General features: G+C 39.5%; 9 protein-coding genes. 6 read left to right on the top strand and 3 right to left on the bottom strand.

All coding sequences use genetic code 11. The features are described from left to right. Positions 1 to 92: 92 nt before the first annotated feature. Entirely contained in the window at positions 93 to 1,460 is a 1,368-nt protein-coding gene (gene hflX / locus HRT55_RS16615; RefSeq protein ID WP_291622997.1) for a GTPase HflX, read from the top strand. Positions 1,461 to 1,639: 179 nt separating this feature from the next. Here the strand turns inward: hflX and HRT55_RS16610 are convergent, their stop codons facing one another. Beyond that, on the bottom strand, positions 1,640 to 1,888 hold the full coding sequence (locus HRT55_RS16610) for a DUF3297 family protein (RefSeq protein WP_291616507.1): 249 nt from the start codon (positions 1,886 to 1,888) through the stop codon (positions 1,640 to 1,642). Between the two features lie 410 nt (positions 1,889 to 2,298). Between HRT55_RS16610 and HRT55_RS16605 the strand changes: the two genes are divergently transcribed. From HRT55_RS16605 to HRT55_RS16595, 3 genes are all read left to right on the top strand, one after another. After that, positions 2,299 to 3,132: a MoxR family ATPase gene (locus tag HRT55_RS16605; RefSeq protein WP_291622996.1), complete on the top strand. Its 834-nt coding sequence runs from the start codon at positions 2,299 to 2,301 to the stop codon at positions 3,130 to 3,132. Positions 3,133 to 3,139: 7 nt separating this feature from the next. Further along, positions 3,140 to 4,312, top strand: a complete 1,173-nt coding sequence (locus HRT55_RS16600) for a VWA domain-containing protein (RefSeq protein ID WP_291622995.1) — start codon at positions 3,140 to 3,142, stop codon at positions 4,310 to 4,312. A 189-nt stretch (positions 4,313 to 4,501) separates the two neighbouring features. Continuing rightward, on the top strand, positions 4,502 to 5,038 hold the full coding sequence (locus HRT55_RS16595) for a DUF3750 domain-containing protein (RefSeq protein ID WP_291622994.1): 537 nt from the start codon (positions 4,502 to 4,504) through the stop codon (positions 5,036 to 5,038). A 258-nt stretch (positions 5,039 to 5,296) separates the two neighbouring features. Here the strand turns inward: HRT55_RS16595 and HRT55_RS16590 are convergent, their stop codons facing one another. Both HRT55_RS16590 and HRT55_RS16585 read right to left on the bottom strand, forming a co-directional pair. Then, on the bottom strand, positions 5,297 to 6,070 hold the full coding sequence (locus HRT55_RS16590; RefSeq protein ID WP_291622993.1) for a hypothetical protein: 774 nt from the start codon (positions 6,068 to 6,070) through the stop codon (positions 5,297 to 5,299). A 244-nt stretch (positions 6,071 to 6,314) separates the two neighbouring features. Next, positions 6,315 to 6,665: a hypothetical protein gene (locus HRT55_RS16585; protein ID WP_287204355.1), complete on the bottom strand. Its 351-nt coding sequence runs from the start codon at positions 6,663 to 6,665 to the stop codon at positions 6,315 to 6,317. A gap of 675 nt (positions 6,666 to 7,340) precedes the next feature. Here HRT55_RS16585 and HRT55_RS16580 point away from each other — a divergent pair. Continuing rightward, the gene (locus HRT55_RS16580; RefSeq protein ID WP_287204354.1) at positions 7,341 to 11,516 is read left to right on the top strand and encodes a response regulator; all 4,176 of its coding nucleotides are present in this window, start codon (positions 7,341 to 7,343) and stop codon (positions 11,514 to 11,516) included. Positions 11,517 to 11,584: 68 nt separating this feature from the next. Beyond that, on the top strand, positions 11,585 to 12,901 hold the full coding sequence (locus tag HRT55_RS16575) for an AAA-like domain-containing protein (protein WP_287204353.1): 1,317 nt from the start codon (positions 11,585 to 11,587) through the stop codon (positions 12,899 to 12,901). Positions 12,902 to 12,913 lie beyond the last annotated feature (12 nt).

Below are 12,913 nucleotides of genomic sequence, written 5' to 3'. Positions count from 1 at the left end.
AAATTACTTTAGATAAAAATTAGCTTTGCACTTATATCAATGAGTATTAGGTGCACTAATACCAACTTAATCAAAATGGTATACATAAATATATGCAACTAACAGCAAAAGCATCACTTACTAACGCTCTACTTATCTCTATTTGTACACCGGAGTTTAAAGGTGATGAGGCAACAGAATCACTGGCAGAGCTTGCACGTCTGGTGACTACACTAGGCTTTAAAGTGGTCGGCACTCAGTCGCAAAAGCAGAGTTCGACTAAAAAAGTTAATGTACTGGGTTTAGGAAAACTGGCAGAAATAGCACACCTCACCGGTAACAAAGGTGAAGTTGCCGTCGAAGCAGAAGAAGGCGATGACATAGTTGAAGGCACAGTTGAAGAAATAATCGATGAAACGTCATTTGCGGAGCTCCCGTCAGAGAACTTACCCTTTGCCTGTGCTGATGTGGTGGTATTTGATTGCGATTTAAGCCCATCTCAGCTACGTAATGTCGAGAATCAATTAGGCGTAGAAGTATTTGACCGTACCGGCATTATTATTGAAATATTTAGTCGCCATGCCCGTACTAAAACAGCAAAATTACAAGTTGAAATTGCGCGCTTAAATTATGTAGCGCCACGACTGCGTGAAACATCATGTGGTGATAAAGAGCGTCAAATGGGTAAAGGCGCTGGTGAAACAACACTAGAGCTAAACCGCCGTAAAGTACGTGACCAATTAGCAGAGCTCAAGCGCGAATTGGTGAGTGTTCAAAATGAAATGAAAGGCAGAAGAACACAACGTTCTGAGCTTTTTTGTGTCGCTTTGGTTGGTTATACCAATGCGGGTAAGTCATCATTGATGCGATCGATTACCGGTAGTGATGTCGAAGGTGAAAACAAACTTTTTGCCACCCTTGATACTACAGTACGCGCCTTGTTTCCAATAACTCAGCCTAGAATACTGGTATCTGATACAGTTGGTTTTATTAAAAAATTACCACACGACTTAGTCGCCTCGTTTCATTCCACTCTAGCAGAGGCACAGGATGCATCATTATTGTTATATGTAGTAGATGCTTCAGATCCTTCTTTTCGTGCGCAACTTGATGTAGTGCACGGAGTACTGGAAGAAGTCGGTGTTGAGGACAGTAAAAAATTACTGATACTGAACAAATCAGATTTACTAAGTTCTGAACAACAACAAGCACTGATGGAAGAATTTCCTGAAGCCATGATGACATCTGCTCGTAATCCGGCTGATGTAAAAAAATTGCATAAATATATCGTTGGCATTGCACAGGACGAGATGATCGAAGAAGAGATTATTGTCCCTTACACGGCTAACGGTATCATCGGTGAAATTCGCTCAAGAATGAGTGTCACCAAGGAAGAGTATGAAAGTGACCATATCAAACTTACGGTTAGGTCAAATGCGATTGATTTAGCAAGATTGAAAAAGCGGATGCTGAGTTCATAAAATAGTGGGAATTAAGCTGCCGTAGGCGTTTTAATAGAGTCAGATGAATTTAGATAAAGCTCATCTGACTCTGACTAACATCAGCTAAAACTAACTCATGCCGATATTACCTAGTAAACTGTACTGGAAAAGGGTAACCGGTTTTCATTGATAGCTGCTAGGTGATTTTTAGCTAACTCTTAACGATAAAACGCTGTAACAGTACCTTTCATCTTCATCATAAGCGGTTGACCGCGACGGTCTAATGCTTTTTTAGACGGCACTTTTACCCAACCTTCACTGATGCAATATTCTTCAACATCGAAACGCTCTTTGCCGTTAAGGGTAATGCCAATTTCGTGCTCGAAAACTTCTTCATCGTGGTGAGGGCTACGAGGATTACCTGAAAGGTGATCCGGTAAAGTTGGTTTTGATGTAGTGTCGTTCATGTTCGTGACCTGTAGTAAATAAATTATGCGCTATTGTAGGCAATATAGGACTGCCTCTCAATAGCTGCGGTAATAAATCTTGCTAAAACACTGCGACAACGGCACATCTTATGTGCATCACCATACAGGTTAAACTTGCAGATTCAATTTACGCATTATTTAAATAAAAACAGCTAATTAAAACGATTGTTTGATTTTGCTGTTTTTACTGGCATTTATTGGTGTTATTATTTCCTGCAGAAATGTTCTGAAATTAAAGACTGGTAACGAACAGCTTGCGTCTTTTCTTCAGAGCAAATAAATCATAAGTTAATTTACAATGATAATATCAATGACCTTTTACTTAAGATCTCTTGGTATAGCATGTCATTTCATAGATTATCATCAGGCTCTCAATAGGTAGTAACAACATGTTTAAAAGTACTGAAAATTACATTGCATCAGACGAGCTTCGTTTAGCCGTTAATGCCGCAATCACCCTTGAAAAACCTTTATTAATTAAAGGCGAGCCCGGCACAGGTAAAACACAATTAGCGGAAGAATTAGCTAAATCACTCAATTGTAAGTTGTACCAATGGCACATCAAATCGACTACAAAAGCGCAACAAGGTTTATACGAATACGATGCGGTATCACGCTTGCGTGACAGTCAACTTGGTGATGAAAAGGTAAACGATATTGGCAACTATATTATTAAAGGTAAGTTATGGCAGGCGTTCGAAGAAGAAGAACGCTGTATATTGCTCATTGATGAAATAGATAAAGCTGATATTGAGTTTCCAAACGATTTATTGCAAGAGCTCGATAAAATGGAATTCTTTGTTTATGAAACCCAACAGGTTATTAAAGCAAAACAAAGACCGATCATCATTATTACTTCAAATAATGAAAAAGAATTACCTGATGCATTTTTAAGACGCTGTTTTTTCCACTACATTAAGTTCCCAACAAAAACTGAAATGCAGCAAATTATCGACGTTCACCATCCCCATGTTAAACAAGATCTTTTAAAACAGACATTAGACGTGTTCTTTGAGTTAAGAGAATTAAAGGGCATGAAGAAAAAACCGTCAACGTCAGAGTTAATTGATTGGTTAAAACTGTTGATGGCTGATGATATTGCGCAAGAGGTATTAATGGATAATAAATCCGACATTATTCCACTATTTGGCGCCTTATTGAAAAATGAGCAAGACGTTTCGTTAATAGAAAGGCTCGCCTTTATGAGCCGCAGAAACAGGTAATATAGCTGTGTTTATTGATTTTTTTCTAGCACTAAAAAAGCACAAAGTACCGTGTAGCTTACGTGAGCTATTAGATTTAATAGCAGTGTTAAAGCAAGGGGTAATTTTTGCTGATGTCGATGAATTTTATAACCTTGCCAAAATAGTCATGGTTAAAGACGAAATTCATTATGATAAATACGATCGTGCCTTTGCTGAATATTTTAAAGGTATCGAACAAATTGATATCTTTGACAAGCTTCTACCGGAAGATTGGTTAAGAAAAGAGTTTGAAAAGCAATTAAGCATCGAAGAAAAAGAAAAGCTCAAAGCGCTAGGCGGTCTTGATGAGTTAATGAAGACGCTAAAAGAGCGACTTGAAGAGCAGAAAAAACGCCATGCTGGCGGCAGTAAATGGGTTGGTACCGGTGGTACATCACCGTTTGGTGCTTATGGTTACAACCCTGAAGGTATTAGAGTAGGGCAAGATAAAAACCGCAACAACAGCGCAGTAAAAATTTGGGATAAACGAGAGTTTAAAAACTTCGACCAAGACCGCGAACTAGGCTCGAGAAACGTCAAGCTAGCACTGAAAAAGTTACGTAAATTTGCTCGTACTGGTGCCAGTGAAAAGCTGGATATCAATACTACTATAAGCGCAACGGCAAAAAATGGCGGTATGCTCGACGTACACATGGAGCCAGAACGCCATAACGCAGTAAAAGTGCTGATGTTCTTTGATATTGGCGGCTCTATGGATGAATACATTCATACCTGCGAAGAGCTGTTTTCAGCGGCGCACAGTGAGTTTAAACATTTAGAATTCTTTTATTTTCATAACTGCGTCTATGAAAAGGTTTGGCGAGACAACCAAAGACGCCGTACCGAAACTATCGATATTGAAGAAATCATCAGAACCTTTGGCTCAGATTATAAAGTGATTTTTGTTGGTGATGCCACTATGGGGCCATACGAAATTACCTATCCAGGCGGCAGTGTTGAACATTGGAATGAAAAGCCAGGCTCGGATTATATGAATAGAATAACAAGCCATTTTAGTAAAATAGCCTGGTTAAACCCGCAGCCTGAAGCGCAATGGTCTTATTATCATTCAATAGGACTGATCAATGAGTTAATTGACAGTAAAATGTTTCCGTTAACGGTTGATGGCATAGGACGAGCAATTAAAGAGTTAAGCTAATTTGATTTGCCGTTCATTAGTTGTCGTGTCGTTAAATAATGGCTAGCTTTTCTTAAGTTAAACTAGTTAAGTCAAATTAGTTAAGTTAAAGAAGCTCAGGTGAAGCTAAGCCAAGTCTTGCTATAACCGCGCGATGTACGTGAGTTAAGGGTAATACATTCATAAGTCAGCCTAGGTATGGAAAGGTATATGAGATTTTTTAGAGTTCTGAGTATACTCTGCGTTGTATTATTTATCAGCGCTTGTTCTAATAATGACTGGCGCACAGCAAGTAGGCAGCCTGCCGGTATCGCAACGACGCCAAATGAAGACAACAGAGCAATCATTGAATTCTATGCTGCGGATGCTTTTAGCTGGCGTGGCTGGTTTGCTGTTCATCCTTGGATCGCAATTAAAGAAGAAAATGCCACGGAATATAGGGTCTATGAGGTTATAGGTTGGCAAGTCAGACAAGGATTACCTGCCATTAGGCAATATCAAACCTTAACACCTGATAGATACTGGTATGGCTCAAAACCTGAGTTATTACTGTCTATTAAAGGAGATAAAGCCGCAATGCTAATTCCAAAAATTCAAAAGGCTATCGCCCTTTATCCTTGGGCAAATGAGTATAGTGTTTTTCCAGGTCCTAATAGTAATACCTTCGTCGCTTGGATCGGTCTGCAAGTACCAGAGCTTGGATTAGAGCTACCCTTTAGCGCCATTGGCAGTGGTTACGCTGATTAACTGTGGTATGACAAAAGCTGGGGGAACTCCAAGCAGTGATCATAGGATGTTGTTAACTATAATGACCTAACATTTTACGCCATCACAGGCACAAGAAAAACCGATTACTGACAGTTTTTATACTTTTTGTTTTTGACATCATAGTCATAAATATTGCCGATTTTATCAATTTTAAAATGACAACAATCGTCAAATACCAGCTTAAGTAAACCTCTACTTTTTTGCACGCGGGATTTAAGAGTTGAGTAGCTTCATCATTTAGAATTGGTAGTTGAATTCAATACGGTGATCTCCGTCGCTAAAGCTAACGTGTTCATTCCAATTTGAAAAGTATCGTAGATTAAAACGAGGGGTGAACTGATAAGAGACAGCAACTTCATGGGTTAATATTTGACTATCCCCAGCATAATTTTCATTTTGGTATTTATCGCTACCGGTCAAGGTAGTTAACCATAACGGGTTATAGTTGACCCAAAGTTTATCGGTTAAGGTAAATTTTCCATAAAAACCAACAGCTGCAAAGGTGCCAGGTAATTTAAGGCCGTCTTCGCTATCGTTGGCAGCAGTTAAACCGACACCAGCAAGTGGATAAAGCTGGGCAAAGCCCCATTTGGGTAAAGCCTGAATAAGGCTATAGGATAAATCGACCGTTTCTTTGTCTATGTTAAAATTAGCATCGATTTGGCTGCCACGACCATTAGTCATATCAACTTCAAAGTTCCGATAGCGAATTGAATCCAATGAATTGTCTACCGTTTCGTACAATGGTTCATCATTGTCTCGGATACCAAGTGAATCTCCCGATAACCCCTTAAATTCAAAAATATTCATTCCCATCGTAGTGGCACTGCCAGTGTCATAGGATTGTCCTATTTTGAAGTTAATGCCTTTGTCTGTGATGCCAGCTCCTGCTTGGGTATAAACAGCCATAGGGTCGGACATGTCTTGATATTCTTTTTCTTGTGCTTGAACACTGCCATTCATAGCAGCTAGTGTGAAACCAAGGGCGATAAGGTTTTTGCGAAAGTTCATAATAATTTCCATCCATGTGCGTAATTGTGAGATGAAGTTTATCGTCAACGTGCCGTCCAGGCTGTGTACTTTGTTATTATTAATGTGTACTTTTCTTAGGGTGATGTGTCTTAGGAATGAAGCTAGCCATGGCCGTCTATTAACTTTGTCTGGTGCGCTAAGAAGGCAGGTTCGCCGGTTATTTAACAATGTTGAATCATGACTTAAAAGCTCACAAGGAATTATTGTTGGCCAAGGTGACTGGTTAGGCGCAGTGAGTATTGGTGACTTTGATTCGTCTATGGCTATTTAGCGCGATGCCATTTTGGTTGGTGACCAGAACGATTTCTATCCCATACCGTTTTAATTGCCCTTGATTTAACTTGATCAGCGAAGGCGAGGAAATATTTTTAGCTTGCTCTATATCACTAAAAATTGGCACGTAATGGCTCAAAATATCAGATGATTTATTCATTTGACGTGATTTTAATGAGGCACTTTTTGTTATTCGAATAGCGGCTTTACGGGCAATATTATTAAGAATGTCGACTTGAACTTCTATTTCGCTTTGGTACTCATGCCAAAAGTTTGTTAGGGAATAAAAAAACCATGACAACGAATGTAAACCACAGTTGATAACATTGTTTATTAGTCAATTTTAGCATGGCAATGATGCTCCGTTATAGTGGGGATTGACCCGCCCTGATGCATAGACACTAGCAAGAATAGCCAATTAAAATATAGATCAATTTGTCGGTAAAAAACTATGGTTCAAACCCAGAGGCTATAAATATAGCAAGGGGAATCATCATTCCGTTCACGGTGTAAGGAAAAATGCTGCCAATAACGGTTTGCAGAAATATGGACTTGCCAGCAATCACTGAAAGTTTGTTAGGGGGCGGTCACTTGAGTTTCATCATATCCAATAGTTAAAACATGTTTAAGAAGGTGCTTTCAGAAGCTGCAACGATCAATAGCAGTCCCCAGACCCACAAATAAAGAGTATCGATATTTTTTTTAATAGTATGCATAATTTCATTCCATATTTGTTGTTCGTTATTATGGAGTCATTGTATTAGCGATGAGCCAGTTAATATGTGTTTAAAGGTCAACTGAATGTGTACTCTTTTAGCAATAATGCCTTATTGACTACAGACTCTTTGAATTTATGATTAAGTGAACACAGTAATGAATATAACTTCGACTAAGTCTTTATGAAATATAACAATAAGCATTCAGCTATGTTAAATTACTCATTCGCAGCAATGATCATTTCTCACCAAGGCTTGGCATGAATCTTAAAAATATTTTCCATTACAGTACTTATTTTTTGGCATCTATAACCCTAGCTTTAGGTGCTGTAGTATTAGTGGGTTGGTATACTCACAACGCGAATTTTATTCAAATAAGTCCTGCTTTTGTGCCAATGCAATACAATACCGCGTTAGGTTTTTTTCTGTCAGGACTGGCGTTAATTGCTCTGTGTCAGCAAAAGAAATCTTGGCAACAGGGCATAGGATTAGCGGTGCTATGTATCGGTTTATTTACTTTAATTGAATATGTTTTCAAGCTTGATTTAGGTATAGATCAAGTGTTTATGGCGCATTATATTGACGTGAACACCTCACAGCCCGGTAGAATGGCGCCGAATACCGCGATTTGCTTTGCGCTAACGGGCTTCACCCTTTTAATGTCATGCTTTGGTTGGCAAGATAGAAAATATGTTGCTTTAGTCGGTACCTTGGGGGCAGTTATTAGTTCTTTGGGTGTGGTAGCCTTTGGCGGTTATTTAATTGGCATTGACACAGCATACGGTTGGGGCGAGCTGACCAAAATGGCCGTACATACTGCTCTGGGTTTTATAGTGATAGGTTTATGCTTTTTTAGCTATTCCTTGGCACAGCATTTAATTTATTTTCAGAAAAAAATTCCACCTAACTGGTTATCTTGGACCTTAGCTATTTTTGGTTTAACCCTGTCGCTAACGATTTGGCAAGCTATGTCTAGTTTCGAAGCACAGCAATTAGCAGCTTTAGGTGATTCACATGGCCGCTCTGTTGCTGATAGTTTATTGGTATTTGGAATTTTTGCGACTTTAGCGGGTGTCTTGGCCTTACGTACCAGCATTTTGAATAATTATTCCGAACTGAATGAGCAAGAACAGTTTTCGCCTCATTTAGCACCTTGGACTGTGATTGTTTTAGGCATAATCTTAGCCAGCTCAGTGCAGCAGTTATTACAAAACAATTTTAAAATAAACACCCGGCTAAAGTTTGAAGCCAGCGCGCAACAGTTTAGTCAAATTATTAGCCAAGGCTTGACTTCATATAGCGATACTTTAAGCAATATCCGTACTACTTATCAAGCGTCAAATGCTATTGACCATGAAGAATTCACCGTTATTGCCCAGCATTATTTAGCACAATCCCCTGGTATACTATCAATACAGTGGCTGCCCTTTATTGACCAAAACTCCCGTGCTGAATTTGAACAACAAGCCAGTGCTTTGTATCAACAGACGGTATTGATAAAATCGGTTGACGAGCAAGGGAAACAGCAGGTTTCAACCGAGCAAGATTACTACTTCCCAGTGTATTATTTACAACCTTATTTGCTTAATCATGCCGCGTTAGGGTTAGATATTCATAGCAGTGTTAGTAGGCGTTCGGTTTTAATTAATGCGTTTGAATCAAGCCAGGTGAGTGCGAGCAAACGGCTTAATTTAGTGCAAAATATAGATGATGGCTATGGACTTATTTTAGCTGTACCTATTAATTCATCAGGAACTAAACCTGGACAAAATCATGATATAACTCAGTTAGAAGGTTTTATTTTACTAGTACTTAATATTGGTGCTATGACTGAAGGTTTGGTCGATAGTTATCATCAACATGCCGGCTTGAACTTTTCTTTGCAAGATAACTCAGCGCCTGATAATGAGCGGTTTCTATATCAAAGTAATGAAATTGAGCTGACATTAGAGCAAGAGCAACAAGCATTGACTCACAATACTCGTTTGACATTTGCCGACCGTGACTGGCAAATTAATATTACCGCTGCCGATAGTAAGCGATACCCGCAAAGTTCGTTAGCGTCTTCCATTCCACCTTTTACCATTATGATTGTAGCTATTAGCTTAGCTATTATTTTACGTCATGCCGGTAAACGTGAAAGTGAGCGTAAAGCAGCTTCGAAGGCATTAGCTTTGGCAAAAGATACCGCAGAGCGAGCTACTCAGGCGAAATCTGACTTTTTGGCAAATATGTCTCATGAAATACGTACACCAATGAATGCCATTATTGGTATGTCACATTTGGCCATGCAAACTGGCTTAAATAACAAACAACGCAATTACATTGAAAAAGTACATCGTTCTGCGGCGTCTTTATTAGGAATAATTAATGACATTTTAGACTTTTCAAAAATAGAAGCGGGCGAGTTAACTACTGAACAGATTGATTTTCGTTTAGAAGATGTTTTTGATGATTTGGCTAATTTGGTTGGGTTAAAGGCGGAAGAAAAAGGTTTGGAATTAATGTATGACCTGCCGCTGGACTTGCCACGAGCCTTGATTGGCGACCCCATGCGTTTAGGACAAATATTAATTAATTTGGGTAATAATGCGGTTAAATTTACCGACAAAGGCGAAGTGGTTATTGCGGTAAAAGTGCTGCAGCAAGATGAACAGTCGTTAACATTACAATTTACCGTCCGAGATACAGGTATCGGCATTGCCACTGAACATCAAGCCAATCTATTTAAATCTTTTAGCCAAGCAGATTCTTCTACTTCAAGGAGATATGGTGGCTCTGGTTTAGGTTTAACCATCAGCAAGAAGTTGTCTGAACTTATGGGTGGAGAAATTTGGTTTAACAGTATCGAAGGTGTTGGCAGCGAGTTTCATTTTACTATTAAGTTAGGCATTCAATCAGCAGAAGGGGAGCAAAGTAGCCCATACTTTAGCGCTTTGGCGAAAAACACCGACAAATTAAAAAACATGCGTGCTTTGTTAGTAGATGATAATGCCAGCGCTAGGGACATTTTGTCTAACATTATCTCGGGCTTTGGCTTGCAAGTGGAGCAAACAGATAATGGCGCCGACGCTCTAGTGATGTTGCAACAAGCGGATAATACCTTGCCCTATGATTTAGTCTTTATGGACTGGAAAATGCCGACTTTAGATGGCGTCGCTACCATTAGCCAAATGCAGGAAAATACCAGTTTACAACATTTACCTACCGTGATTATGGTCACAGCGTTTGGTAAAGAGCAGCTGAGCCAAGCGGCCAAAGATATTAACATCAGTAGTTATTTAACTAAGCCCGTCACACCTTCTAGCTTATTTAATGCTATTTTGAAAACTACGGGGCAAGAGGTAGCAATAGAATCACGGTTAGCAAGTAAAAGTGAAAATATTGAAGCCGCAATCAAGAAACTACAAGGCGCAAAAATATTGCTAGTAGAAGATAATGAAATTAACCAAGAATTGGCTAGTGAGTTATTAAATAGCAATGGTATTGCCACGCGAGTGGCCAATAATGGCGCTGAAGCTCTGCAGTGGCTTGAACAAGAACACTTCGATGGCGTATTAATGGATTGCCAAATGCCAGTTATGGATGGTTATCAGGCGACAATAAAAATCCGTACTATGGAGAAGTGGCAAAACTTGCCTATTTTAGCCATGACCGCTAATGCTATGGCCGGCGATAAAGATAAGGTTCTGGCCGTGGGCATGAATGATCATATTGCTAAACCTATAGAGGTACATAAACTCTTTACCACCATGGCACGTTGGATAAGTCCTGTGCGGTTAGTTGATAGTCAAATTGTAGCCACTACTCAGCCTCAAGCAGCAGAACATCCTGAGTTAATCGATATAAATGTTGAGGCTGGCTTACGTACCTGTCAGGGCAATAGGCTGCTCTATAAAAAATTACTAACTAAATTCTATAATAGAGAACAGCAATTTGTTGAAAATTTCCAGCAAGCCTTAGTCAGTGAAGATAGCCAAGCCGCTTGTCGTTATGCCCATACCTTAAAAGGTGTCGCGGGTAGTTTAGGTGCCAGTCAGGTGCAATCAGCGGCAGCAGCGCTAGAAATAGCCTGCCAAACATCTCATGTAATGACGGAAATAAAGCCAGAGTTTGAGCAAGTTACACAAGCGTTATTTCAGGTATTAGCGGGCATTGCTACTATGCTTGAAAATGGCACTATTACAGAAGTCACCGCGGAAAATCAAACTGAGGCACCTGCGAAAGTTAAATTATCATCAGCCGATATTGCTGTCAAAATTAAGCAGTTAAATAATCTACTACTAGATTGCGATACCGAAGCTTTAGACTTAGTAACTGAGTTGCAGCAATATGACTTGCCTGAAGACTTAGTCAAAGTCTTGTTAGGTGTTGCTAGCTACGTCGATGAGTTTGATTTTGAGCAAGCGCAAACGTTGTTGGCTAAGTCAGTATAAGCCAACAGCACAGTAAAAATTAGCCAGCGTATTGACTTGAAAATCATAACGCAAACAAGGAAATAGTTATGAACCATCAAGAAGCGAAAGATTTATTGTTAACTCTTTTGCCCGAAGAGCAATTAAACTTGATTAAGATCGAAGTGTTTCGTCTTTCTTGGCAGGGAAAAGGTTATAACATTATTGCTGAAGAAAGCGGTTATGATCATGATTATGTAAGAAAATCGGGCTCTAGTTTGTGGAAGGCGTTAAGTGATGCCTTAGCAACCAATGTGACAAAGCGTAATTTCAGACCCTTATTAGAAACACGGTTAACGGAAAGTTCTTTGCAACGACCGTATGAGCTGGAATACCCCGGTGGTGCTTTGCCTTTTAGCTCACCATTTTATCTCGAGCGCAGCGGCGAAGAAGCGCGTGCTTATAATGAAATTAAACAACCAGGCAGTGTGCTACGCATTAAAGGCCCGCGTAAAATGGGTAAAAGTTCATTAATGCTTAGGGTATTAGATCAAGCTGAAAGCGAAGGTTACCAGATAGTTAAAATTGATCTATTACAAGCTGACAGGAAAATATTGTCTAACTTAGACTTATTACTGCAATGGTTGTGTTTACAAATTAGTACGCAACTTAATATCGCACCAGCGATGGACGATTATTGGAACCCCTTGATGGGCAGTAAACTCAGTTGTAGTAATTATTTACAACAGCATATTTTAGCGCAACTGGACCGGCCATTAGTGTTAGTTATTAATGAGTTAAATTTGATTTTTGACCATCAAGAAGTGAGTCAAGATTTCTTGCCTTTGTTACGCTCCTGGTTTGAGGAAGCTAAACACAATGCAATGATGCAAAAATTGCGGCAGGTATTGGTGTATTCCACCGAAGTGTACGTGCAACTTGACTTAAACTTATCACCTTTTAATGTTGGCTTAGCCATAGAGTTACAGGCCTTTGAAGACCAACAAATTGCCCAATTGGCAAAAAGTTATGGATTTAACTGGCAGGCCGATGGTATGGCTGCTAACCCTGTCACCTATTTACGAAGCACAGTCTCCGGTCATCCTTATTTAACACAACTGGCCTTATATTCGCTGGCCAGCAGTCAGGGCTTTATGGAAAGTCCGATGAATTCACTGAAAGATATTATTAAGACCGCTGCCGAGCCAAAAGGCATTTATAATGAATTTTTACAGCAACTATTGGCTGACTTAACGGCTAATTTGACCGCGGTAAGTGGTTTTAGAAAATTGCATGGCAGTAAGGGCGATGTCTTAAGTAGTATTGAAAGTTATCAATTAGAGCGCTTAGGTTTAGCCACCATAGTTAATGGTAAAACCTTAGCCTGCAATCAACTGGCAGCGAAATTTTTACTGAAGCAACTTTAGGTTATTTTTCCC

It is taken from the genome of Colwellia sp. (assembly GCF_013214175.1).
Classification (GTDB): domain Bacteria; phylum Pseudomonadota; class Gammaproteobacteria; order Enterobacterales; family Alteromonadaceae; genus Colwellia.
This window is presented reverse-complemented; position numbering and strand designations above follow the sequence as displayed.